This is a genomic window from Burkholderia sp. AU6039, assembly GCF_002223365.1.
GTDB lineage: Bacteria > Pseudomonadota > Gammaproteobacteria > Burkholderiales > Burkholderiaceae > Burkholderia.
In genome coordinates this window covers 931,010-954,790 of the sequence record NZ_NKFK01000005.1, presented here as the reverse complement: position 1 = coordinate 954,790, position 23,781 = coordinate 931,010, and the positions used below count along the sequence as shown (strand labels likewise).

The window sequence follows — 23,781 nt, the reverse complement described above, 5'->3', positions numbered from 1 at the left end:
TTCTCCAACCTTCCAATCGTTGCACAAGCAACTTTCATGTCCATTACCCGGGTAGTGCCGGCCCGCTTACGGACTGCAAGGTACACACTGTTACACAACGCGCAGACAACTTCCGCGCGTGTCGTGCGTTTAACTGGATATATCGATTCGTCGCGGGACAACCACGCTGCGAGCACGACCCTGCCGCCGGCCCCGGCCGATGCCCCCGGAGCATGCGCTGACGGCCGCGGCACAGTGCTCACGCCGATCGCGCGGCCCGCGTGCCTGCCAACGCCGACACAACCCCGAACGAACAACATGAACCACACACGTGCACACCGCCCCGTCAGAACGTTGATCGCATCGTCCCTCATCGTGTCGCTGCTCGGCCTCTCGGCCTGCAACAAGAGCGGCGACAGCAGCGCCGCCGCTCCGGCCAGCAACGCAAGCGCGGCCGCCGCGGCCCAGCCCGCGTCGACGCCCGTCGCCTACACGCCGCCGACTGCCGACCAGCTCTACCAGATGGTCGCGCCGATCGCACTGTTCCCCGACAAGCTCGTCGCGCTGGTGCTTGCGGGTGCAACCTATCCGGACCAGGTCACGGCCGCCAACAACTGGGTCATGCAGAATCCGTCGTTGAAGGGACAGCCACTCGCCACCGCCGCCGATACGCAGCCGTGGGATCCGTCCGTCAAGGCATTGACCGCGTTCCCCGCGGTGCTGTCGCAGATGGCATCGAACCCGGCGTGGACCACGTCGCTCGGCCAGGCCTACTACAACGACCCGACCGACGTGATGAACGCGATCCAGGTGATGCGCCAGCGCGCGCAGACGTCCGGCCATCTGCGCTCGGACGGCCAGATGCGGGTCACGCAAGTCGCGCAGGCCGCACCGACTGGTTATACGCCGGCTACCGACGCGCCCGTGGTCTATTCCGGGCCGGCGATCGTGCCGCCGCCCGCGCAGGCCATCGAGATCGAATCGGCACAGCCCGAGGTCGTCTATGTCCCGTCGTACAACCCGACGGTCGTCTACGGCGAGCCGGTTTCGGCCTACCCCGGCTACGTGTACCGGCCGCCTTCATACAGCACGGGGGAAGTCGTTGCCGCCGGCGTGATCACGTTCGGCGTCGGCATCGCCGTCGGCGCCGCGATCTTCGGGCATCACGACTGGGGCTGGCATGCATGGGGCATGAACTGGGGCGCGCCGCGTCCGGAAGGCCCCGGCTGGAACGGCGGCTGGCAGCGCCCGGCCGTGGTGTACAACCACACCACGTACGTGTCGAAGTCGACCACCGTGATCAACAACATCACCAACATCCGCAACACGCGAATCACGAACAACTACGGCGGCAACGTCACCAACAATACGACGAACACGACGATCGAACGCAACACGATGCAGCCGGGTGCGGAGCCCATGCGCGGGCAGGCCATGGCGCAACACCCTGGCGCCGTGCCGATGACGATGCCGCACTTCGGCGCGAACGACGCGCGCCCCGGCGCGCGCCCGTCGCCTGGCGCGTTCGCACAGAACCGTGCGAACGAACCGCATGCCGAGGCACCGGCGCAACATGCGCCTGACGCGATGCGCGAAGAGCGGCAGCAGGCCATGCAGCAGGCGCACGCCGCGCAGGAAAATCGTGCGGCCGCCCAGCAGCAATTGCAGCAGCAACGCGAGGCGATGCAACAGCACAACGCAGTACAACAGCAGCAACGCGAGGAAATGCAGCAACACAACGCAGCCGAGCAACAGCAGCGCGAGGCGTTGCAGCAACACAATGCGGAGCAGCAACGCCAGCGCGAAGCCATGCAGCATCGCAACGAGACTCTGCAGCACGTGCAAAAAGAGACGCCACAGCACAACGAAGCGCAACCACAGGAACACGCGGCAGCGCAGCCGCGGCAACCGGCCCCCGAGCACGCACCCGCACCGCATCCGCACCCTGCGGAGTCGCATCCGCCACACGAGACGCATGAGCATCGCGCCGAGTGAAATGCTCGCCGTGACGGCAGTGCGGTATTCGCACTGCCGGCGGCGAAATCGCGTCTCGTTGCCGTGCGAACGCAGCTCGGCGCAACATTCCGCGCGCCACCATTCTCAGCGAAACCGCACGGCCCTGCCGTGCAACTTACTCCTCCCAGTTCCGGACATAATCCGGCACCGGCACGCTGCCCTCGGCATGGACCGGCGCACCGCGCGTCATTTTCAGCGGCAGGATCCCCGTCCAGACAGCAAGCGCGAGATCTTCGTCCTTGTCGGACGGCATTGAGTCGCTGACCTTCACGGCTGCTTCCGCAAGCGCAATCCGCAGCACGCTGGTCGCATTGATTTCTTTCTCGTTGCCGGGCCGCGCGTCATGCCTGCGACCGGGTGCGATCTTGTCCATCAATGCATCCAGCGCCGCCAGCTTGTCCACACTGCCCTCCACCATCTCGAACCGCCCGTAGATCACCGCGGATCGATAATTCATCGAATGGTTGAAAGCCGATCTGGCCAACACGAGACCGTCCAGCAACGTCATCGCGACGGAGGCCGGCGTGCCCGCCGCCAGCGCCTTGATCATCCGGCTGCCGTTCGACCCGTGAATATAGAGGTAATCGCCCCGTCTCCAGTGTGCGGTCGGGATGCAGTGCGTGTCCTCGCCCGAACCGAATGCGATGTGGCACACGTAGGCCTCGTCCACGATGCGATGAAGCATCTCGCGATCGTGGCTTGCCAGCTCCGGCAGGCGACGAATGGTGGTGCGGGATGTGGGGGAGATGACGGTCTGGTCTTTCATGTTTCGCTTTCCTGTTTTCACACCCTTGCGCGCATCGAGCGGCCCGCGTTTCGGCCAGGCGCAGGCACTCACTCGAAATATATTTGCACTACGAAGTTAATCGAATCGAACGCTACCGCTTGCACGCGCGAATGACCGGTCGATCAGCCCATCGACAGTCGCTGGCCAAATCGATCAAAATACGCGCGCGGCTATCCGTGACGATCGCTGGACATGCCCGCGCACCGGCCGGCGACACGGGAACGTGAACGATACGACGCGCGTCGCATCTTCAAAAGAACCAGCTCACCCAAAAATTCTGGAACCAGCCCATGGATCTCGCGCTGCTCGTCTCATCGCTTTCCAGACAGGACGGCACGACACGACACAGCCAGCAGGAAGCCCTCTACCGGAGCCTGCGCAACATGCTGCTGGACGGGCACATCCCGCCCGGCACGCGGCTCGTGTCGACGCGCGTGCTCGCGGCCGAGCTGGGCATCGCGCGCAACTCGGCGGTCTATGCGTACGAGCGCCTTGCCGAGGAAGGCTTCGTGGCGGCCACGCGCAACGGGACGATCACACGATGGGACGGGTGCGGCCGTTCCACCACAGAGCCCGAACGCGGCCCGGCCCCGGTTCGATTGTCCGAGCGCGTGCATGGGCTGGAGAACGCCGATCCCGAACCCGAACGCATGCTGCCGTTCGTTCCCGGCCTCCCTTCGCTCGATGAATTCCCCGTCGCTCAATGGCGCCGTTGCATCGAGCGCGCGTGGAGAGTCATCCAGCCCGCTCAGCTCGCCTACGGCCCGGTCGAAGGGCTGCCCGAATTGCGGCGTGCCGTGGCCGCCTACATCCGGGTCTCGCGCGGCGTGCGCTGCGAAACAGGCCAGGTATTCATCACCGACGGCACGCAAAGCAGCCTCGAACTGTGCGCGCGCATGCTGGCGAATCCTGGCGAATATGGCTGGCTCGAGAACCCCTGCTACAACGGCGCCCGAACCGCATTCCGGTCGACCGGGCTGGAGCTCGTGCCGATCGAGGTCGACCACGAAGGCATGGCGCCAAACGACGAACAATGGCGCACCCGGCCGCCCCGGCTGATCTATACGACACCGTCGCACCAGTACCCGCTCGGCGCGCTGATGAGCCCCCGTCGGCGCGCGGCGCTCGTCGAGCGCGCACGTGCGTGCGGCGCGTGGATCATCGAGGACGATTACGACAGCGAGTTCCGCCACGGCGGCCAGCCCCTGCCCGCGATCCAGGGCCTCGATGCCGACGCACCGGTCTGCTATCTCGGCACCTTCAGCAAGACGATGTTTCCCGCCCTCCGGCTCGGCTTCATGGTGGTACCGCCGACGCTGGTCGATCGCTTCACCCGCACGCTGCGCGAACTCGTCCATCGCGGCCACTCGGCCGATCAACTGGCGATGGCCGAATTCATCGACACCGGCCTCTTTGCACGACACCTGCGCAGGATGAGGACGCTGTACGCCGAGCGTCGGAGCAGCCTCGAAGCCGCACTCGCCCGCCACCTCGGGGCCGTGCTGGGCATTCGCGAAAGCGCGGGCGGCATGCATCTGTCGGCCAATCTCGCGATGCCGCTGCACGACACCGACGTCGCCCGCGCCGCAGCCGCGCATGGCCTGCTGCTTCAGCCGCTGAGCAGCTATCGGGTCGGCGACGGCCGCTCATACAACGGCTTCGTGCTGGGCTATTCCGGGCTTAACGACGCGACGATCGAAGCCGCGACGAGGCAGCTCGCAGCCATCATCGAGCAACACGGCCGCACGCGCGGCTGAATGTCGCGCGCGGCATCGTTGCTCACAGTTGCGACTCGAGCGGAAACAGCCCGAGGAACCAGACTTCCATCCGCCGCGCAGCAGACACTTCCGGTTCGTGATCGAGCTCGGTGACCTTCCCGTCCGAATCGGTCTGAATCCACTTGAGCCGCCCTTTGCCCGCCGGATCGGTTCTCAGCTCGACCCGCCACGCGATGCGATCGAGCCGTGCCTCCAGATCGTTGGCCACCTGCGACGCAATCGCCGGACTCTCGCAGTAAACGCCGATCTCCGTATTGAGATTCAGCGAGCGCGGATCGAGATTCATCGACCCGATGAAAATGCTCTTGTGATCGAACACGTAGGTCTTGGCATGCAGCGATGCGCGCGACGACCCGATGATGACCTGCTTCGAGATACTCTTGTCACCCGACGGCCGCCGCTCGTAAAGCCGCACGCCGGCCGCCACGAGATCGCTCCGATAGTGCCGGTAGCCCGCATGCACGGCCGCGACGTCGGTCGACGCGAGCGAGTTGGTCAGCACCGTCACGCGCACGCCACGCGCCGTGAGCGCGCGCAGCCGCTCGACGACCTCCTTGCCCGGCACGAAATACGGCGACACGATCAGCAGGTCATGTTCGGGCTGCAACGCGAGCGCCCGCAGCTGCGGCATCAGGTGTCCGTCGCTGTCCTTCGGCGCATGCGCGATCTTCGACGGATCGTCGTACAGCACCGTCGCGTGCCCCCACGACAGTTCCGTGCCCTGCCCGTGAACGATCCGGTCGAGCCGCTGTCTGGCCTCGAGCACGTACGGATTGTCTTCCATGGCCCTCAGGTAGTCGCGCAACCGTTCGCGCTCGCGGTCCAGCCCACCCGGCGCCGCATCGTGCCCGACCAGCGCACTGATCGGGTACGCGTACGGGGAATTCCAGAACGTATCGAATTCGGTCGAAATGTCCTTCACGACCGGGCCGTGAACGACGACATCGAGATCGCCGAACTCCAGCATCGACGATGCGCCGAAATACTCGTCGCCGATATTGCGGCCACCGACGATCGCCGCCTGGTTGTCCGCGATCATCGCCTTGTTGTGCATGCGACGATTGACGCGCGAGAACTCGAACACCGTGCCGATCTTCTTGAACCGGCGCGTGGCGACCGGATTGAAGAGCCGGATCTCGATGTTCGGATGCGAACTGATCTCGAGCAGCTTGCGGTCATCCGCGTTCGTGCCGAGGTCGTCGAGCAGCGCACGCACGCGCACGCCGCGATCGGCCGCGCGAATGATCGCATCGGCCAGTTCGTGCCCGGTCAAGTCGTCATGCCAGATGTAGTACTGAAGATCGATCGAGCGGTCCGCGCGATCGGCGAGCAACACGCGCGCATCCAGCGCGTCGACCGGGTCGGTCAGCAGATGAAACGCGTCCTGCCCCGGATGCGTACTGGCCTGCTGCTGGAACGCGACACCCAGCCGCGTGTTGTCCGTATCGGTGTACGCGTGCGTCGGCGCGCGATCTGCCTGCGGCGGCAGGCTCGCGCATGCAACGAGCGCCAGCAACGAAAGAAGCGCACCCCACGAACGCAGCATGGTCATGATTGCCGTCCCACTCCCGGCCGAAGTCTGTTTGTTCTCGCCGCCGGATGGATCGCGGGGCTGTTTGGCTTGCCTTGGGCCGCAATCGGTATCGCGTGTGAAACGGCCGCGCTACAGCATACTTCGATTGACGGCGACGCGGCACCCTCTCGGTACTTTCCTGATCACGACATGGGTCACGCGCCCACGCAAAGAAAAACCCGCGACGCATGAAGCCATCGCGGGTTTTCGGCATGCCGCGCGAACGCGCGCATGAAATATGGTGGGCCCGGCGGGGTTCGAACCCGCGACCAATCGATTATGAGTCGACTGCTCTAACCGCTGAGCTACAAGCCCTGATGAGAAGCGAAGCGTGTCACACGCTGCCCCGACGAAGAAGCCGGGCCGGCATTGTAACAACAAAGGAGAGAAACGCCACCGGCATCACGCGGATGCCGGTGGCGTTCGCAGGAGAGACGCTGGAAAATCAGTTCCCTTCGAGGAACGACTTCAGCTTGTCGGAACGGCTCGGGTGACGCAGCTTGCGCAGCGCCTTGGCCTCGATCTGACGGATCCGCTCACGCGTGACGTCGAACTGCTTGCCGACTTCCTCGAGCGTGTGATCGGTGCTCATCTCGATACCGAAGCGCATCCGCAGCACCTTCGCCTCGCGCGGCGTCAGCGAATCAAGCACGTCCTTCACGACGTCGCGCATGCTCGCATGCAGCGCGGCATCCGCCGGCGCGACCGTGTTGGTGTCCTCGATGAAGTCGCCGAGATGGGAATCGTCGTCGTCACCGATCGGCGTTTCCATCGAGATCGGCTCCTTCGCGATCTTCATGATCTTGCGGATCTTGTCTTCCGGCATCTCCATCTTCTCGGCGAGCGTTGCCGGATCCGGCTCGAGACCGGTTTCCTGCAGGATCTGCCGCGAGATGCGGTTCATCTTGTTGATCGTCTCGATCATGTGAACCGGAATACGGATCGTGCGCGCCTGGTCCGCGATCGAGCGCGTGATGGCCTGACGGATCCACCACGTCGCATAGGTCGAGAACTTGTAGCCACGACGGTATTCGAACTTGTCCACCGCCTTCATCAGGCCGATGTTGCCTTCCTGGATCAGGTCGAGGAACTGCAGGCCGCGGTTCGTGTACTTCTTCGCGATCGAGATCACGAGACGCAGGTTCGCCTCGGTCATTTCGCGCTTCGCCTGGCGCGCCTTCAGTTCGCCGGCCGCCATCTGACGGTTGGTTTCCTTCAGGTCCTTCAGCGGCAGCACGACGCGCGCCTGCAGGTCGAGCAGGCGCTGCTGCTGTTCGCGGATCGCCGGGATGTTACGCGACAGCACCGCGCTGTACGAATGGCCTTCGGCCATGATCTTCTCGGCCCAGTCGAGATCGGTCTCGCTGCCCGGGAAACGCGCGATGAATTCCGAGCGCGGCATGCCGCACTTGTCGACGACGATGTGCAGGATCTGGCGTTCGACCTGACGCACTTCGTCCACCTGCGCACGCAGCGTGTCGCACAGGCGTTCGACGGTACGCGCGGTGAAGCGGATCGTCATCAGTTCGGTCTGGATCGTTTCCTGCGCCTTCAGGTAGGCCTTCGACTTGTAGCCTTCCTTTTCGAATGCGCGGCGCATCTTGTCGAACCACTCGCTGATCTGCGAGAACTTCTCGAGCGACGCACGCTTGAGGGCTTCGAGCTGGGCGGCATTGGCCGATGCCTGCGCGGCACCGTCATCTTCCTCCTCTTCCTCTTCTTCCTCTTCCTCTTCGGCTTCCTCGTCCTCGTTCTCGATGGCTTCCGCTTCCTTCGCGGAGAAGCCGTCGGTATCGGCGGAGTCCGAAGCATTCGGATCGAGCAGGCCGTCGACGAGCTCGTCGACGCGGATCTCTTCGTTCGCGACGCGTTCGGCCATCGCGAGGATGTCGGCAATCGTCGTCGGGCACGCGGAGATGGCCATCACCATGTGACGCAGGCCGTCCTCGATCCGCTTCGCGATCTCGATTTCGCCTTCGCGCGTGAGCAGCTCGACCGTGCCCATTTCACGCATGTACATCCGGACCGGATCGGTCGTGCGGCCGAATTCCGAATCGACGGTGGACAGCGCGACTTCCGCTTCCTCTTCGACTTCATCGTCCGACGACGCGGCGGGCGCGTTGTCGTTCAGGAGCAGCGTTTCCGCGTCCGGCGCCTGCTCGTAGACCGCCACGCCCATGTCGTTGAACGTGCCGATGATGCCTTCGAGGGCTTCGGTCTCGGTGAAGTTGTCCGGCAGGTGGTCGTTGATTTCGGCGTACGTCAGGAAGCCGCGCTCCTTGCCGAGCTTGATCAGCGCGCGCAGTTTCACGCGGCGCTCTTCGAGCTCCTCGGCCGTACCAGGCGTGCTCGTCGCGAACGCTTCCTTCAGTAGCGCCTTTTCCTTGGCGCGACGATCGCGCACCTTGGATTTGCCCGGGGCAGCCGCCGCTGCTGCGGGCTGCTCGTCGCTCTGATTTGCGTCGTCTTCGACGGATACTTCGTTCAGCTTTTTGGTCATGGAGTTCGCCGTACCGGCTATATCGACTCGCGGCTGCTGGACGACAGCCGGTTGAACCGTGGGTGCATGAGTAGTACGTACTGCCGTTTCGTCCGCGGCGGCAGTCGTGTCCCTTGCGCTTTTCGCACTTGCCCGCTTCGCCGCCGGCTTGGCCGGCCCGGAGTCGGGTCTGGCGGCAGCCCGTGTTCTGGCTGCCGGCGCCGGCGCAGCCTGAGCAGTGCCGGCCGCGGTTTTCTTTCCTGCTGGGGCTGACGTGGCTGAAGACGTTGTCCTGGTGGAAGAAGCAGACTTGGCCGCTGTGACCTTTTTGGTCGGCTCCGTCGAGCCCTTGCCTGTTGCTTTCTTTCCGCCTGTCGTCTTTGCCATCGCGATTCTCGCCTCTGCTTGGAAAACAAACCGCTGGAAACCTTATATTATAGCACGCTGGGGAGCCCTCTCTAAGCTCTCCAGCCGCCTACAGCCCGAGCCGACGCTTCATGTCGGTTCGCTGCTGGTTCAATTCCGTCAATTCGGCCAATTCCTCGGGTGTGAAGGTAGATTGCCGCGCCAGCCTGTCAAGCCGGTCGCAGCAAGCGTCGTAACGCATCTTGAGCACCGCCGCCTGCAGTTCCTCCCCCGCGATCCGTTCCTGTTCACGCTGCCGCTCGGGCACCGTCTCGTCTTCCGGATTCTGTAACAGCAAGTCGCGGACGTTTTCATCATAGTCCAGAATTTCGCGGAAGATTTCCTCGTAAGTCGCTCCATTCGAGGACGTCCGCAGGACATCCGACAGCAGCCGGAACTCCGCGCCTTCGCCCAGCGCGCGCGCATGATCGACGACTTCCGCGAACAGCTCGCCGATGCGCGGCAATGCGCGCAGGGTAGCCAACTGCTCATCGTCGAGCTGCGACGCGATGCGCGGATGCATCACCAGCGTGCGCAATGCACGCTTTTCACTGTCCGTCACGCGGCGCCGCTCGCTGCGCGGGGGCGCCTGGCGCGGCGGTGCCGCGATCCGCGTATCGACGTCGGACAGCGCCGCGACCTCTTCGAACGGGATATCGAGGCGGTCGGCGAACATGTGCATGATCTGCGCGCGCAACGCGTTCGCGGGCAGCGCCTGCAACAACGGCTTCGCATCGAACAGCGCCTTCGCGCGGCCTTCCGGCTGATCGAGCGCCTTGCCGGAAATTGCTTCGTTCAGCAAAAATTGCGACAACGGCATCGCGCGCTCGACCTGCTCGGAGAACGCCGCCTCACCGAACTCGCGCACATAGCTGTCCGGATCGTGCTCGGCCGGCAGAAAAAGGAACCGGATCGTGCGGTTGTCCCCCGCATGCGGAAGGCAGGCCTCGAGCGCTCGCCGGGCCGCTCGCCGCCCGGCTGAATCCCCGTCGAAGCTGAAAATGACCGTATCGGTCTGGCGCAGCAGCTTCTGCACGTGAATCGGCGTGCACGCGGTACCGAGCGTCGCGACCGCGTTCGGGAACCCGAGCTGGGCGAGCGCGACGACGTCCATGTAGCCTTCGACGACCAGCACGTACTTGCGCTCGCGAATCGCGAGCCGCGCCTCGAACAGGCCGTACAGCTCGCTGCCCTTGTTGAACAGCGGGGTTTCAGGCGAGTTCAGGTACTTCGGCTCGCCGCTGCCGAGCACGCGCCCGCCGAAGCCGATCACCTGGCCCTTCACATTGCGGATCGGGAACATGATCCGCTCGCGGAACCGGTCGTAGCGGCGCGCGACGCCCTGCGCATCGGTCTTCTCGCTGACGATCACGAGCCCCGACTCGACGAGCGACTCGTCGCGATAATCCGGGAACGCGGCCTCGAGGTTCTGCCAGCCGTCCGGCGCATAACCGAGCCCGAAGCGCGCGGCAATCTCGCCGGTCAGGCCCCGGTTCTTCAGGTACTGGATCGCGACGGTCGCGCCGCGCAACTGCTTGCGGTAGTAGTCGCACGCGGCGGTCATCGCATCGGACAACGCAGTCGCGACCGATTTCGACACCGGCGCCGGATAGTCACCGCCACCGCCGCCGCCCCCACCGCCGCCACGCATCGACGGCTCGTGCGGCACGGTCAGCCCGACGGACTGCGCGAGATCCTGCACGGCCTCCGGGAACGTGAGCCCCGCGTGTTCCATCAGGAAGCCGATCGCGGTGCCGTGCGCCCCGCAACCGAAGCAGTGATAGAACTGCTTGGTTGGACTAACGGTAAACGACGGGCTCTTCTCGTTATGGAACGGGCACAGCCCCATGAAATTGGCGCCGCCCTTCTTGAGCTGCACGTACTTGCCCACCACGTCGACGATATCGACGCGGTTCAGCAAGTCCTGCAGGAACGAATGCGGAATCACCGTGGGATCGAGCGAAAAAAGACAATACGACACCCCGGCGCACGCACCGCGCGCCGGGGAAACAGGTGTTACTTCGTGAGCGCGGCCTTGACCAGCGCGGAAATGGCCGTCATGTCGGCGCGGCCGGCGAGCTTGCCCTTCAGCACGCCCATCACCTTGCCCATGTCCTGCGGGCCGGCGGCGCCCGTCTGCGCGACCGCTGCCTGGACTTCGGCGGCCACCTCGGCCTCCGACAGCTGCTCGGGCATGTAGCCGCTCAGCACGACCAGTTCGGCCTGCTCCTTCGCGACGAGGTCGTCACGGCTGGCGGCCTGGAACTGGCTGATCGAATCCTTGCGCTGCTTGATCATCTTGTCGATCACGGCCGTGATGCCCGCGTCGTCGAGGGTGATCTGATCGTCGACTTCGCGCTGCTTGATCGCGGCCATCAGCAGGCGAATCGTTGCCAGGCGCTCGCTGTCCTTCGCGCGCATCGCGGCCTTCATGTCTTCGCTGATCTGCTCTTTCAAACTCATCTTTCACCCGGGAAGGAAACGTGAATCCGACGCCCGCCAAAGGGCGTCAACACAAAAACCCGCTTGGGACAATGTCTCAAGCGGGTTGCTCGAATCCGGCATCGGCGGCTCGCCCGATCGGTCGCACGATCATGCTCGATCTTTCGCGATCACCTGATCGCACGGAGTCGCCGGTGCGCCGCTCAGCGAACCGCGCGGCGCCCAATCGTTCAGTACAGCTTCTTCGGCAGTGTCTGGCTGCGGATGCGCTTGTAATGACGCTTCACTGCAGCAGCCTTCTTGCGCTTGCGCTCCGCGGTCGGCTTCTCGTAAAACTCGCGCGCACGAAGCTCGGTCAACAGACCATTCTTCTCGATCGTACGCTTGAAGCGACGCATTGCAACTTCGAACGGCTCGTTCTCTTTAACGCGAATGATCGTCATGATCCGACACGAATAAAGGTTTGCAGGGAAAGACTACCGAGTATAGCAGAGCGATTGCCTAAAGGCACGGGGCCCGGCCCCGCCAAAACGGCGTCGGCCCAGCCCCGTCAGGCGCCGCGCGCATACTCCGCCGCGGCCTGTCCGGCCGCCGTGCCGGACGCCCACGCCCACTGGAAGTTGTAGCCGCCGAGCCAGCCCGTCACGTCCACCGCCTCGCCGACGAAGAACAGCCCCGGTACGCGTGCGCTCATCATCGTCGTCGACGACAGGTCGCGCGTATCGACCCCGCCCTTCGTCACTTCGGCCTTCTTGTAGCCCTCGGTGCCGTTCGGCGTCAGCGTCCAGCCGGACAGCGCGCCGCCGATCTGGCGCAGCGTCTTGTCGGGCAGGTCCGCGAGCCGCGCGTCGGCCGCGACGCGATGCGTGTCGAGCCACGCATGCGCGAGGCGCGACGGCACCCAGTCGGCGAGCAGCGAACCGATCTGGCGCTTCGACGTGCGCTTCGCGTCGAGCAGGTCGGCCACCGTGTCGCGCTGCGGCAACAGATCGACGCGAATCGGGTCGCCGGGCTGCCAGTAACTCGAGATCTGCAGGATCCCGGGCCCGGACAGACCGCGATGGGTCAGCAACAGGTCCTCGACGAATTCGCCGCCGCGCTTCTTGTCGCCGGTCGACACGCGCACCTCGAGCGATACGCCGGACAACGCCGCGAACGGCTCCCAGTCCTGCTGCGCGAACGTCAACGGCACGAGCGCGGGCCGCGTGTCGATGAGCTTGTGACCGAACTGCTTGGCGATCCGGTAACCGAAGTCGGTAGCGCCGATCTTCGGGATCGACAGGCCGCCGGTCGCGATGATCAGTGCGCGCGCACCGATCGTCCCCGCCTGCTGCGTGTCGAGCGTGAAGCCGTCGGACGGCGCGTGGCGCACCGCGTCGACGACGACGGGCCGGCGCCACGCGATACCGCCCGCGTCGCACTCGTGCTTCAGCACGTCGATGATCGCGTCGCTGCCGTGGTCGCAAAAGAGCTGGCCCTTGTGCTTTTCGTGCCAGGTCACGTGATGGCGCTTGAGCAGCCCGAGGAAGTCGCGCGGCGTATAGCGCGCCAGCGCCGAGCGCGCGAAATGCGGATTCGACGACAGATAGTTGTCGGGGCCGGCGTACAGGTTCGTGAAGTTGCAGCGGCCGCCGCCCGAGATGCGGATCTTCTCGGCAAGCCGCGGCGCGTGATCGATCAGCACGACGCGGCGGCCGAGTTGCCCGGCCACCGCGGCGCTCATCATTCCGGCGGCGCCCGCGCCGATCACGGCGATGTCATAAGTTTCCATGGCGCGGATTGTACCTGCCCGGCATCCGGCCCGGGCCGCTGCCAGCGGGGGCAGGCCCTCGCCTGCTATACTTTCCGGTTACGTTGACCTTCCTGCGGCGCGCCCGATACGGCGTGCCCTGCCCGTACCCATGCTCGTTCTCGGCATCGAAAGCTCCTGTGACGAAACCGGCCTCGCGCTCTACGACACGCAGCGCGGCCTGCTCGCGCACGCGCTCCACTCGCAGATCGCCATGCACCGCGAATACGGCGGCGTCGTGCCCGAGCTCGCATCGCGCGACCACATCCGCCGCGCGCTGCCGCTGCTCGAGGAAGTGATGGCGCAAAGCGGCACGCGCCGCGACGACATCGACGCGATCGCGTTCACGCAGGGCCCCGGCCTCGCCGGCGCGCTGCTGGTCGGCGCGAGCATCGCGAATGCGCTCGCGCTCGCCTGGAACAAGCCGACCGTCGGCATCCACCACCTCGAAGGCCACCTGCTGTCGCCGCTGCTCGTCGACCAGCCGCCGCCGTTCCCGTTCGTCGCGCTGCTGGTGTCCGGCGGCCACACGCAACTGATGCGCGTGACCGACGTCGGCGTGTACGAGACGCTCGGCGAAACGCTCGACGACGCGGCCGGCGAAGCATTCGACAAGACGGCCAAGCTGATCGGCCTTGGCTACCCGGGCGGCCCGGAAGTGTCGAAGCTCGCCGAAACCGGCACGCCGGGTGCGGTCGTGCTGCCGCGCCCGATGCTGCATTCGGGCGACCTCGACTTCAGCTTCAGCGGCCTGAAGACGGCCGTACTCACGCAGATGAAGAAGTTCGAAGCGGCGAAGCTCGAAGGTGAAGCACTCGAACGCGCGAAGGCCGACCTTGCGCGCGGCTTCGTCGACGCGGCCGTCGACGTGCTCGTCGCCAAGTCGCTCGCCGCGCTGAAGAAGACAAAGCTCAAGCGCCTCGTGGTCGCGGGCGGGGTCGGCGCGAACCGCCAGTTGCGCGCCGCGCTGTCGGCCGCGGCAGCCAAGCGCGGCTTCGACGTGCACTACCCCGATCTCGCGCTCTGCACCGACAACGGCGCGATGATCGCGCTGGCAGGCGCGTTGCGGCTTGGCCGCTGGCCCGAGCAGGCGAATGCCGACTACGCATTCACGGTGAAGCCGCGCTGGGATCTCGCGTCGCTCGCGCGCTGAGCCGCGCCGCGCACGCGACGCAACGCCGCACCGACAAACAGAAAGGCCGCTCAATTTTGAGCGGCCTTTCTTCATCGACGCGACAAAACGCCGCGGCGTTATGCAGCCAGTCGCTTGTCGCGTTCGATCAGCGCATACGCGCTGTGATTGTGGATCGACTCGAAGTTCTCGGCTTCGAGCACGTATGCCACCACACGCTCGTCCGCATCGAGACGCTGCGCGACGTCACGCACGAGATCCTCGACGAACTTCGGGTTCTCGTACGCGCGCTCGGTGACGAACTTCTCGTCCGGACGCTTCAGCAGGCCCCACAGCTCGCACGATGCCTCTTCCTCGGCGATGCGGATCAGCGCCTCGACCGGCAGGTCGGCCGCGAGCTCCGCGTCGATCGTCACGTGCGAACGCTGGTTGTGCGCGCCGTACTGCGAGATCTTCTTCGAGCACGGGCACAGGCTCGTCACGGGCACGAGCACCTTCAGGAACAGGCGCGTATCGCCGTTGCGGCTTTCGCCCGCGAGCGTCACTTCATAGTCGAGCAGGCTCTGCACGCCCGACACCGGCGCCGTCTTGTTCACGAAGTACGGGAATGTGACTTCGATGCGACCGGCTTCGGCTTCCAGCTTCTCGAGCATCGATGCGAGCATCGCGCGAAAACGCTCGACCGTCAGCGGTGCACGGTTCTCTTCGAGCAGCGCGACGAAGCGCGACATGTGCGTGCCCTTCTGGTCGGCCGGCAGGCGGACATCGAGGTTCCAGACACCGACGGTCGGCTGCACGTCGCCGCTTTCGGTGCACACCGTCAACGGATGCCGGACCGCCTTCACGCCCACACGCTGAATCGGAATCTGGCGGGTATCCACCGTGCTCTGCACGTCGGGCATCACGAAGGCGGGATTCATCTGGTTCATCTTGTTCAATCCTTGTAAGCCGCGCGTTCGACGACGCGCACGCCGCGTCATGCGGCAGCCGGAAAAGCAACATGGGCCCGCAGGCCCATGTTTTCCGCATCAATGAAGACCGGTTGCGCCAGTCGCACCGACACCGCCCGCGGGCGGCGCCAGCTTATGCGACGCGCTTCGCCTGACCGGCGACGTCGGCCGCCGGATTCAGAAAGCGTTCGCGAATCGATTTCGCGATACCCGCGCCGTCGAGGCCGCATTGCGACAGCAGCTTCGCGGGGTCGCCGTGATCGATGAACAGGTCAGGGAGGCCCAATTGTAGTACGGGTCGGATAACCCCACTCTCCATCAGGGCTTCCACGCAGGCCGAGCCCGCGCCACCCATCACGCAGCCTTCCTCGACCGTGACGAGGTAGTCATGCGTCTCGGCGAGTTCGCGCACGAGCGCCGCATCGATCGGCTTCACGAAGCGCATGTTCGCGACGGTTGCGTCGAGCTCCTCGGCCGCGGCGAGCGACGGCGCGACCATCGTGCCGAACGCGAGGATCGCGACGCGCTTGCCTTCCGGCTGCGACGTCTGGCGACGCACTTCACCCTTGCCGAGCGGGATCTCGGTGAATTCCTTCACCGTCGGCACGCCCGTGCCCGCGCCGCGCGGATAGCGCACTGCGGTCGGGTTCGGCTGCTGCAGCGCCGTGTGCAGCATCTGGCGGCATTCGTTCTCGTCGGACGCAGCCATGATCGTCATGTTCGGGATGCAGCGCATGAACGCGAGATCGTACGCGCCCGCGTGCGTCGCACCGTCCGCGCCGACGAGGCCCGCGCGGTCGATCGCGAACACGACCGGCAGGTTCTGCAGCGCGACGTCGTGGATCAGCTGGTCGTATGCACGCTGCAGGAACGTCGAGTAGATCGCGACAACCGGCTTGAGGCCTTCGGTCGCCATGCCGCCCGCGAACGTCACCGCGTGCTGCTCGGCGATGCCGACGTCGTAGTAGCGATCCTTGAAGCGCTTCTCGAACTCGACCATGCCCGAGCCTTCGCGCATCGCGGGCGTGATGCCGACGACGCGCGTATCGCGCTCGGCTTCGTCGCACAGCCACTCGCCGAACACCTGCGTGTACGTCTTCTTCGCGGGCGTGGTCGACGGCTTGATGCCTTCGGCCGGGTTGAACTTGCCGGGGCCGTGGTAGAGCACGGGATCGGCTTCGGCGAGCTTGTAGCCCTGGCCTTTCTTCGTCACCACGTGCAGGAACTGCGGGCCGCGCAGTTCGCGGATGTTCTGCAGCGTCGGGATCAGCGAATCGAGATCGTGACCGTCGATCGGGCCGATGTAGTTGAAGCCGAACTCTTCGAACAGGGTAGCCGGCACGACCATGCCCTTCGCGTGCTCTTCGAGCTTGCGCGCGAGTTCGAGCACCGGCGGCGCAACGCTCAGCACGCGCTCGACGCCTGCGCGCGCAGCCGCATAGAAGCGGCCCGACATCAGGCGTGCGAGATGGCGATTCAGCGCGCCGACCGGCGGCGAGATCGACATGTCGTTGTCGTTCAGGATCACGAGCACTTTCGCATCTTCCGACACGCCCGCGTTGTTCATCGCCTCGAACGCCATGCCGGCCGTCATCGCGCCGTCGCCGATCACGGCGATCGAGAAGCGGTCGTCGCCGTTCAGCTGGCTGCCGATCGCCATGCCGAGCGCGGCCGAGATCGACGTGCTCGAGTGCGCGGTGCCGAACGTGTCGTATTCGGACTCGCTGCGGCGCGGGAAGCCCGAGATGCCGTCCTGCTGGCGCAGCGAATGCATCTGGTCGCGGCGGCCCGTCAGGATCTTGTGCGGGTAGGTCTGGTGGCCCACGTCCCAGACGATCCGATCGTTCGGCGTGTTGAACACGTAGTGCAACGCGATCGTCAGCTCGACCGTCCCGAGGTTGGACGACAAATGGCCGCCCGTCTTCGACACGCTGTCGAGCACGAACGCGCGCAGTTCATCCGCGAGCGGTTGAAGTTGGCGACGATCGAGGCGGCGCAAATCCGCCGGGTCGTCGATGGTTTTCAGCAAGTCGTACATCGTCGTTCCATTGTAGGAAATCAAACGCGCCCGCATTCTGATGCACGCACCGTAGCATGTGCGCGGCGGCGGGCTTTCGCGTCAGCTGACCCGGTTCACTACCAGGTCGGCAAGTTCGGCCAGACGCTGTGCGCGCGCGCCGAACGGTTTCAGCGCGTCGTGCGCTTCGGCGCGCAGTTGTGCTGCGAGCTCGCGCGACGCGTCGAGGCCGAGGATCGATACATAGGTCGGCTTGTCATTCGCCGCATCCTTGCCGGCCGTCTTGCCGAGCGTCGCCGAATCGGTCGTGACGTCGAGAATGTCGTCGACGACCTGGAAGGCCAGACCCACGGCCCCCGCGTATACGTCGAGCGCAGCCATCGTTTCCGCGGACGGCGTCTCGCCGGCCAGCGCGCCCATCCGCACGGCCGCGCGCAGCAGTGCGCCCGTCTTCTTCCGGTGCATCGTCTCGAGCTGCTCGAGCGTCAGCTTGAGGCCGACGCTCGCCAGGTCGATCGCCTGCCCGCCGGCCATGCCGATCGAGCCGCTTGCGAGCGCCAGCTCGCGCACGAGCGCGGCCTGCTGCACCGGCGACAGCGCGGCGGCGTCGGTCAGCGCGACGAACGCCTGCGACTGCAGCGCGTCACCGACGAGCAGTGCCGTCGGCTCGTCGTACTGCACGTGCACGGTCGGCTTGCCGCGACGCAGCGCGTCGTCGTCCATGCACGGCATGTCGTCGTGCACGAGCGAGTAGACGTGGATCATCTCCAGTGCCGCCGCCGCCGCATTGCGGGCCGCTTCGGTCGCGCCGGTCAGTTCGCCTGCTGCATGGCACAGCAGCGGGCGAACGCGTTTGCCGCCGCCGAGGACCGCATAGCGCATCGCCTCGTGGAGTTTCTCCGGCACCGCGGTTTCAGCGGGCAAATAGTGGCCGAGTGCGTCCTCGACACGGTCAAGCACGGACCGCATCCATTGTTCGAATGTCATAGATCGTCGTCTTCGCCGTCCGTGGCGGCCGTTCCGGACGAAAGCGGCTTCAGCGTCGCGCCGTCGAGCACGCGAACCTGCTGCTCCACTTTCTCGAGCTGCTGTTGGCAAAACGCAACGAGGGTCGCACCGCGACGATACGCCGTCAGTGAATCCTCGAGGCTCAACGCGCCGCCTTCCATCCGGGCAACCAGCGTCTCGAGTTCCGCGAGCGCCGTTTCGTAATTGTCCGGCAACGGTTCGGTACCATTGCCGGGCGGCGTGGCGCCTGGGGATGCGGTTTTCGCCATGGACGAGGGTGTCAAATTTCAAAACAAGTCGGACATTCTACGGCAAAAGAGAATTTTCCGACCTGCCGTCGTGGCACCCGGGTACATATTCCGGCCCCACCTTCGACACACATTGTGCGCCTTCCGATTGTCGCCCGACAAAAAATTGACACAAATCAGGCACTTAATCCTAGCCTTGCGAGGCGAACCGGGTATAATTCCCCGTTTCCCTAAATCGATTTTTCGATGGTTGGGTTGTTCACTGCTTTCACGCTAACACCGGGAGTGGGAATGTCCAATCTGAGCGATGCGCTTCAGTTGAAGTCGGCTCACAGCCAGCTTCCAGTCACTGCATACTTCGATGAGGCGCTACTCGAGCGCGAGATCGAAACCCTCTTCAAGAAAGGACCTCGTTACGTCGGGCACGAGTTGATGGTGCCCGAGGCGGGGGATTATTTTGCGCTGCCGTCCGAGCAGGAAGGCCGCGTGCTGGTTCGCAACCAGGCGAACCAGATCGAACTGCTGTCGAACGTGTGCCGCCACCGGCAGGCGATCATGCTCAACGGGCGCGGCCACACGCAGAACATCGTGTGCCCGCTGCACCGCTGGACCTACGATCTGGAAGGCCAGTTGCTCGGCGCGCCGCACTTCCCCGACAAGCCGTGCCTGAACCTCGGCAAGAGCCCGCTGCAGAACTGGCAGGGGCTGCTGTTCGAGGCCGAGGGCCGGAATGTCGCGCGCGACCTCGCCAACCTCGGCACGAAGCATCACTTCGACTTCTCCGAGTACCTCTTCGATCACGTCGAAGTGCACGAGTGCGATTACAACTGGAAGACGTTCATCGAGGTCTACCTCGAGGATTACCACGTCGTCCCGTTCCACCCGGGCCTCGGCAGCTTCGTGTCGTGCGACGACCTCAAGTGGGAGTTCGGCGACTGGTACAGCGTGCAGACGGTCGGCGTGCACAACGCGCTCGCGAAACCGGGCAGCGCGACTTACCAGAAATGGCACGAGCAGGTGCTGAAGTTCCGCAACGGCGTGCCGCCGGAGTTCGGCGCGATCTGGATGGTCTACTACCCGGGCCTGATGATCGAGTGGTATCCGCACGTGCTCGTCGTGTCGTGGCTGATTCCGCAAGGCCCGCAAAAGACGACCAACATCGTCGAGTTCTATTACCCCGAGGAAATCGCGCTGTTCGAACGCGAATTCGTCGAGGCCGAACGCGCCGCCTACATGGAAACGGCCGTCGAGGACGACGAGATCGCGATGCGGATGGACGCAGGCCGCCGTGCACTGATGGCACGCGGCGAGTCGCAGGTCGGCCCGTACCAGAGCCCGATGGAAGACGGCATGCAGCACTTCCACGAGTTCCTGCGCCGCCACCTCGGCGACATCTGATAACCGGTGCGGCGCTTTGACGCTGCACGGTATCCGGCAGACGAAAAGACGGGCTTCGGCCCGTCTTTTTTTGTTTAGACTTGGAATGTCAGGCCATTCGCACTCCAGGGAGCCGTCATGCCACACACTCACTACACCACGCTCATCTCCGCCGCCAATCTCGCCGAGCGCCTGGCGGCGGCGCCCGGCAGCGTCGCGCTGTTCGACTGCCGCTTCGATCTCGTCGATCCCACCGCCGGTGAGGCCGCCTATGCGGCCGGCCATCTCCCCGGCGCCCAGTATCTCCATCTCGACCGCGACCTGTCGGGCCGCAAGACGGGCACCAACGGCCGCCATCCGCTGCCGACCCGCGACGCACTCGCCACGCTGCTCGCGAGCCGCGGCCTCAAGCAAGGCCAGCAGGTCGTCGCGTACGACGCACAAGGCGGCGCCTATGCGGCGCGCCTGTGGTGGCTGCTGCGCTGGCTTGGGCACGATTCGGTTGCCGTGCTCGACGGCGGCCTGCAGGCCTGGGAAGCGGCCGGCCAGCCGCTGACGGCCGACGTACCGCACCCGGCAGCCGGCGATTTCCGTGCGGCCGCGCCGCTCGAATCGACGGTCGACGCGGCAGCCGTGCTCGCCAACGTGAACGCACCCACGCGTGTCGTGATCGATGCGCGCGCACCCGATCGCTACCGCGGCGAAAACGAAACGATCGATCGCGTGGGCGGTCACATTCCCGGCGCGCGCAACCGCTTCTTCAAGGACAACCTGACCGCCGACGGCCGCTTCAAGACCGGCCATGAACTGCGCGAAGCGTTTTCCGCCGTGCTGGCGGGCACCGAACCGAATCGCGTGATCCTGCAATGCGGCTCCGGTGTCACCGCATGCCACAACGCACTGGCGCTGGAAGTTGCAGGCCTGCACGGCGCATCGCTGTATCCGGGCTCGTGGAGCGAGTGGAGCGCGGACCCGTCGCGGCCGGTCGCAACCGGCCCGACACCGTAAGCGCCGGCGCGGCGCAGTCGCAAAGAAGCGGCGGCCCATGCCGCCGCTTGCCGTTTACATCACGCCGTACTTGCGGAGCCACGCGATCGCGCGCTTCCAGCTCTCCTCCGCGTCGGCCTTCACATAGCTCGGCCGGTAATCGGCAAAGAACGCGTGACCGGCATCCGGGTACACGACGATCTCCGATTCGCGCGCGAGCTTCGAATCGCTCGTCTGGATTGCCTTGCGCATGTCGGCGAGCGACGCCTGCGTGATGTTCGCATCCTTCTCGCCATACAGCCCGAGCACGGGCACCTTCAGCAACGATGCATGATCGACCGGGTTGAACGGCGTCATCTCGTCGGTCTTGCCTTCAACGAACCCGTACCATGCAACGGCCGCACGCACGTGCGGGTTGTGCTCCGCATACAGCCAGCTCTGGCGGCCGCCCCAGCAGAACCCGACCACGCCGAGACGCGACAGGTCGCCGCCGTTCTTGCCGGCCCACGCGACGGTCGCATCGAGATCCTCGGTCACCTGCCGGTCCGGCACCTTGCTGACGATGTGCTCGACCAGATCCTTGATCGTCGGATACTTCTCCGCATTGCCCTGCCGCGCGAACAGGTCCGGCGCGATCGCGAGATAGCCGAGCTTCGCGAAGCGGCGGCAGACATCGGCGATGTGCGCGTGCACGCCGAAGATCTCGTGGATCACGATGACGACCGGCAGGTTCGTCTTGTCCTTCGGCTGCGCGCGATACGCGGGCACGCTCGCGTCGCCCGAGCGGATCTCGACGGTGTCGACGTCCAGCCCTTCGCTGTCGGTCGTGACCGTCTGCGCCGACACGGGCAGCACGGCCGCCGCGAAGGCACTGCCCAGCGCGGCCTGCATGAACTTGCGGCGCGAGAACGGAACGTGGGGAACCAGGCTGTCGACTTCGGGTTTCAACATGAATGCACTCCTCGATTGGGGGCCGCCGCCACGATCACGGACACGGCATGACGGGGCATCGCACCGGCGCACGGCGCGGATGTCGCGGCGGTTGGCACCCCGCCGCGAACGGAAACCCGGACAAGATGCCCAATAATCCGTTGTCGCGTCAACTGTCGGATATGTAAGACTCGATTACGGCGCGTTGATTCGCCATGTCGATCGTCGCGCCAAACACCGCGGGCGACCCGTCGAATCGCGATGCAACAGGCCGCATGCCGATCGCCGTTGCGCGATCGGATGCTTGCCGATTGAAACGAAAAACGCGCGGTCGATGTTGCCCGCCACAGGCAGGTACGACAGCCCGGCTGGCCGCAAAGAACAACGGGCGGCGACCACGCACGACCTGCGCGCTCCCCGCCCGCCTCATGCGCGAACGCGCGCTCAGTGCAGCTTGACGCGCGGCAGCGTCGTACGCCGCAACCAGTGCGCGACCGTGTCGAGCATCATGCGCGGATAGCCGTGCAGCGCGGCGATATGCATCCGGTACAGCGACATGTACATGAAGCGCGCGAACAGCCCCTCGATCAGCATGTTGCCGCCGATCAGCCCGCCCATCAGGTTGCCGACCGCGCTGAAATGGCCGAGCGACACGAGCGAACCCAGGTCGCGATAGGTGAATTCGGGCAGCGGGCGCCCGTCGAGCCGGCAGCCGATTGCCTTCAGCAGGAAACTCGCCTGCTGGTGCGCAGCCTGCGCACGCGGCGGCACGTTGCGCTCGTTGCCGGGCCATGCGCATGCCGCACAATCGCCGAGCGCGAACACGTTGTCGTCGGTGAAGGTCTGCAGCGTGCGGCGCACGTCGAGCTGGCCGAGCTTGTTGACCTGGAGGCCATCGAGATTGGCGAGCACGGCCGGCGCCTTGATGCCCGCGGCCCAGACCGTCAGGTCGGCACGTATTGTCTTGCCGCTAGCCGTATGGACAGCCCCGGGCGCCACCTCGGTGACGCGCTCGGCGAGCATCAGCCGCACGCCGATCTTTTCAAGCAGTTCGGCCGTCGCCGACGACACGCGCTCCGGCAACGCCGGGAGGATCCGCGGCCCCGATTCGATCAGCACGATGCCGACGTCGTGCCGCGGGTCGAGCTTGTGCAGCCCGTAGGCCGACAACACCTGCGCGGTGTTGCGCAGCTCGGCGGACAGCTCGACGCCGGTCGCGCCGCCACCGACGATCGCGACCTGGATGCGCGGCTCGGCCGCTTCACCCGGCGCGGTCGGCGCCGGCGCCTGATGCTCGGCGCGCATGCACGCGGCGATCAGCCGCTTGCGGAAGCGCTCGGCCTCGCCAACGGTATCGAGCGCGATCGCGTTTTCCGCCGCGCCCTGCACGCCAAAGAAGTGAGTCGTACTGCCGATCGCGATCACGAGCGTGTCATATTCCAGCTCGCGCGCCGGCAACAACTCCTCGCCGTCGCTGTCGTTGACGGGTGACAGCGTGATGCGCTTCGCCGCGCGGTCGAGCCCGGTCAACCCGCCCTGCTGGAACTCGAAGCCATGCCAGCGCGCCTGCGCCGCATATTCGAGCTCCTGCGTGAACGGGTCCATGCTGCCGGCCGCGACCTCGTGCAGCAGCGGTTTCCAGATGTGGGTCGGATTGCGGTCGACGAGCGTGACAAGCGCACGCGCAGAACGATTGCCGCGCGCGCCGTAACGGTCGCCGAGCCGCGTCGCCAGTTCCAGGCCGCCCGCGCCTCCACCTACGATGATGATCCGATGCATCTGTTCCCCCTTTGCGATTCGAAACTGCTGCCGCCGGACGATGCGAACGCGATGCATTCACGCGACCCGGTGGATTAACCGGTTCGGACATCATCGATGTGCAGT

Annotated in this window: 18 protein-coding genes and 1 tRNA gene; 5 read left to right on the top strand and 14 right to left on the bottom strand. The window is 65.4% G+C overall.

The genetic code is table 11. The annotated features are described in order from the left end of the window. Positions 1 to 297: 297 nt before the first annotated feature. Positions 298 to 1,974 (top strand): DUF3300 domain-containing protein, encoded by a 1,677-nt coding sequence (locus CFB39_RS22115; protein WP_089474438.1) that lies wholly within the window; start codon positions 298 to 300, stop codon positions 1,972 to 1,974. Positions 1,975 to 2,110: 136 nt separating this feature from the next. Here CFB39_RS22115 and CFB39_RS22110 read toward each other — a convergent pair whose 3' ends face one another. Beyond that, on the bottom strand, positions 2,111 to 2,761 hold the full coding sequence (locus CFB39_RS22110) for a pyridoxamine 5'-phosphate oxidase family protein (protein ID WP_089474437.1): 651 nt from the start codon (positions 2,759 to 2,761) through the stop codon (positions 2,111 to 2,113). Between the two features lie 311 nt (positions 2,762 to 3,072). On the opposite strand from CFB39_RS22110, the gene CFB39_RS22105 reads away from it, so the two are divergent. Continuing rightward, on the top strand, positions 3,073 to 4,539 hold the full coding sequence (locus CFB39_RS22105) for a PLP-dependent aminotransferase family protein (protein WP_089474436.1): 1,467 nt from the start codon (positions 3,073 to 3,075) through the stop codon (positions 4,537 to 4,539). Positions 4,540 to 4,561: 22 nt separating this feature from the next. Here the strand turns inward: CFB39_RS22105 and CFB39_RS22100 are convergent, their stop codons facing one another. From CFB39_RS22100 to CFB39_RS22070, 7 genes are all read right to left on the bottom strand, one after another. Continuing rightward, positions 4,562 to 6,112 carry a phospholipase D family protein gene (locus CFB39_RS22100; RefSeq protein WP_089474435.1) on the bottom strand — a complete coding sequence of 517 codons (1,551 nt, stop codon included), beginning with the start codon at positions 6,110 to 6,112 and terminating at the stop codon, positions 4,562 to 4,564. A gap of 260 nt (positions 6,113 to 6,372) precedes the next feature. Then, positions 6,373 to 6,448 (bottom strand) — tRNA-Ile (locus tag CFB39_RS22095). Positions 6,449 to 6,578: 130 nt separating this feature from the next. Beyond that, on the bottom strand, positions 6,579 to 8,999 hold the full coding sequence (rpoD, locus tag CFB39_RS22090) for an RNA polymerase sigma factor RpoD (RefSeq protein ID WP_089427997.1): 2,421 nt from the start codon (positions 8,997 to 8,999) through the stop codon (positions 6,579 to 6,581). 88 nt (positions 9,000 to 9,087) lie between these two features. After that, positions 9,088 to 10,965 (bottom strand): DNA primase, encoded by a 1,878-nt coding sequence (dnaG, locus tag CFB39_RS22085; RefSeq protein WP_089474434.1) that lies wholly within the window; start codon positions 10,963 to 10,965, stop codon positions 9,088 to 9,090. A 68-nt stretch (positions 10,966 to 11,033) separates the two neighbouring features. Further along, positions 11,034 to 11,480, bottom strand: a complete 447-nt coding sequence (locus CFB39_RS22080) for a GatB/YqeY domain-containing protein (protein ID WP_089427999.1) — start codon at positions 11,478 to 11,480, stop codon at positions 11,034 to 11,036. A 209-nt stretch (positions 11,481 to 11,689) separates the two neighbouring features. Next, positions 11,690 to 11,902, bottom strand: coding sequence for a 30S ribosomal protein S21 (rpsU, locus tag CFB39_RS22075; RefSeq protein WP_006479415.1), 213 nt, complete (start codon positions 11,900 to 11,902; stop codon positions 11,690 to 11,692). 107 nt (positions 11,903 to 12,009) lie between these two features. Beyond that, positions 12,010 to 13,230 (bottom strand): NAD(P)/FAD-dependent oxidoreductase, encoded by a 1,221-nt coding sequence (locus tag CFB39_RS22070; protein ID WP_089474433.1) that lies wholly within the window; start codon positions 13,228 to 13,230, stop codon positions 12,010 to 12,012. A 130-nt stretch (positions 13,231 to 13,360) separates the two neighbouring features. Between CFB39_RS22070 and tsaD the strand changes: the two genes are divergently transcribed. Further along, positions 13,361 to 14,401: a tRNA (adenosine(37)-N6)-threonylcarbamoyltransferase complex transferase subunit TsaD gene (gene tsaD, locus CFB39_RS22065; RefSeq protein ID WP_011355802.1), complete on the top strand. Its 1,041-nt coding sequence runs from the start codon at positions 13,361 to 13,363 to the stop codon at positions 14,399 to 14,401. A gap of 98 nt (positions 14,402 to 14,499) precedes the next feature. On the opposite strand, the gene folE2 is transcribed toward tsaD, so the two are convergent. From folE2 to CFB39_RS22045, 4 genes are all read right to left on the bottom strand, one after another. Beyond that, on the bottom strand, positions 14,500 to 15,309 hold the full coding sequence (folE2, locus tag CFB39_RS22060; RefSeq protein WP_089428001.1) for a GTP cyclohydrolase FolE2: 810 nt from the start codon (positions 15,307 to 15,309) through the stop codon (positions 14,500 to 14,502). 154 nt (positions 15,310 to 15,463) lie between these two features. Continuing rightward, positions 15,464 to 17,368 carry a 1-deoxy-D-xylulose-5-phosphate synthase gene (gene dxs, locus CFB39_RS22055; protein ID WP_089474432.1) on the bottom strand — a complete coding sequence of 635 codons (1,905 nt, stop codon included), beginning with the start codon at positions 17,366 to 17,368 and terminating at the stop codon, positions 15,464 to 15,466. 81 nt (positions 17,369 to 17,449) lie between these two features. Then, complete coding sequence (locus tag CFB39_RS22050; protein WP_089474431.1) at positions 17,450 to 18,334, bottom strand: polyprenyl synthetase family protein; 885 nt, start codon at positions 18,332 to 18,334, stop codon at positions 17,450 to 17,452. Then, a complete protein-coding gene (locus CFB39_RS22045; RefSeq protein ID WP_027791079.1) occupies positions 18,331 to 18,624 on the bottom strand; it encodes an exodeoxyribonuclease VII small subunit in 294 nt (97 codons plus the stop codon). Before CFB39_RS22045 ends, CFB39_RS22050 begins: the two co-directional genes overlap by 4 nt. Positions 18,625 to 18,894: 270 nt before the next feature. On the opposite strand from CFB39_RS22045, the gene CFB39_RS22040 reads away from it, so the two are divergent. After that, positions 18,895 to 20,001 (top strand): aromatic ring-hydroxylating dioxygenase subunit alpha, encoded by a 1,107-nt coding sequence (locus tag CFB39_RS22040; RefSeq protein WP_089474430.1) that lies wholly within the window; start codon positions 18,895 to 18,897, stop codon positions 19,999 to 20,001. 117 nt (positions 20,002 to 20,118) lie between these two features. Beyond that, complete coding sequence (locus tag CFB39_RS22035) at positions 20,119 to 20,988, top strand: sulfurtransferase (RefSeq protein WP_089474429.1); 870 nt, start codon at positions 20,119 to 20,121, stop codon at positions 20,986 to 20,988. A gap of 54 nt (positions 20,989 to 21,042) precedes the next feature. On the opposite strand, the gene CFB39_RS22030 is transcribed toward CFB39_RS22035, so the two are convergent. Both CFB39_RS22030 and CFB39_RS22025 read right to left on the bottom strand, forming a co-directional pair. Continuing rightward, positions 21,043 to 21,918 carry a dienelactone hydrolase family protein gene (locus tag CFB39_RS22030; RefSeq protein WP_089474428.1) on the bottom strand — a complete coding sequence of 292 codons (876 nt, stop codon included), beginning with the start codon at positions 21,916 to 21,918 and terminating at the stop codon, positions 21,043 to 21,045. 423 nt (positions 21,919 to 22,341) lie between these two features. Continuing rightward, positions 22,342 to 23,676, bottom strand: coding sequence for an NAD(P)/FAD-dependent oxidoreductase (locus CFB39_RS22025; protein WP_089474427.1), 1,335 nt, complete (start codon positions 23,674 to 23,676; stop codon positions 22,342 to 22,344). Between the last annotated feature and the right edge of the window lie 105 nt (positions 23,677 to 23,781).

Bases quoted from the DNA above. Each gene is read 5' to 3' on its own strand.
- CFB39_RS22115 (WP_089474438.1), top strand. From the start codon at position 298: ATGAACCACACACGTGCACACCGCCCCGTCAGAACGTTGATCGCATCG.
- CFB39_RS22110 (WP_089474437.1), bottom strand. From the start codon at position 2,761: ATGAAAGACCAGACCGTCATCTCCCCCACATCCCGCACCACCATTCGT.
- CFB39_RS22105 (WP_089474436.1), top strand. From the start codon at position 3,073: ATGGATCTCGCGCTGCTCGTCTCATCGCTTTCCAGACAGGACGGCACG.
- CFB39_RS22100 (WP_089474435.1), bottom strand. From the start codon at position 6,112: ATGACCATGCTGCGTTCGTGGGGTGCGCTTCTTTCGTTGCTGGCGCTC.
- rpoD (WP_089427997.1), bottom strand. From the start codon at position 8,999: ATGGCAAAGACGACAGGCGGAAAGAAAGCAACAGGCAAGGGCTCGACG.
- CFB39_RS22080 (WP_089427999.1), bottom strand. From the start codon at position 11,480: ATGAGTTTGAAAGAGCAGATCAGCGAAGACATGAAGGCCGCGATGCGC.
- rpsU (WP_006479415.1), bottom strand. From the start codon at position 11,902: ATGACGATCATTCGCGTTAAAGAGAACGAGCCGTTCGAAGTTGCAATG.
- CFB39_RS22070 (WP_089474433.1), bottom strand. From the start codon at position 13,230: ATGGAAACTTATGACATCGCCGTGATCGGCGCGGGCGCCGCCGGAATG.
- tsaD (WP_011355802.1), top strand. From the start codon at position 13,361: ATGCTCGTTCTCGGCATCGAAAGCTCCTGTGACGAAACCGGCCTCGCG.
- folE2 (WP_089428001.1), bottom strand. From the start codon at position 15,309: ATGAACCAGATGAATCCCGCCTTCGTGATGCCCGACGTGCAGAGCACG.
- dxs (WP_089474432.1), bottom strand. From the start codon at position 17,368: ATGTACGACTTGCTGAAAACCATCGACGACCCGGCGGATTTGCGCCGC.
- CFB39_RS22050 (WP_089474431.1), bottom strand. From the start codon at position 18,334: ATGACATTCGAACAATGGATGCGGTCCGTGCTTGACCGTGTCGAGGAC.
- CFB39_RS22045 (WP_027791079.1), bottom strand. From the start codon at position 18,624: ATGGCGAAAACCGCATCCCCAGGCGCCACGCCGCCCGGCAATGGTACC.
- CFB39_RS22040 (WP_089474430.1), top strand. From the start codon at position 18,895: ATGTCCAATCTGAGCGATGCGCTTCAGTTGAAGTCGGCTCACAGCCAG.
- CFB39_RS22035 (WP_089474429.1), top strand. From the start codon at position 20,119: ATGCCACACACTCACTACACCACGCTCATCTCCGCCGCCAATCTCGCC.
- CFB39_RS22030 (WP_089474428.1), bottom strand. From the start codon at position 21,918: ATGTTGAAACCCGAAGTCGACAGCCTGGTTCCCCACGTTCCGTTCTCG.
- CFB39_RS22025 (WP_089474427.1), bottom strand. From the start codon at position 23,676: ATGCATCGGATCATCATCGTAGGTGGAGGCGCGGGCGGCCTGGAACTG.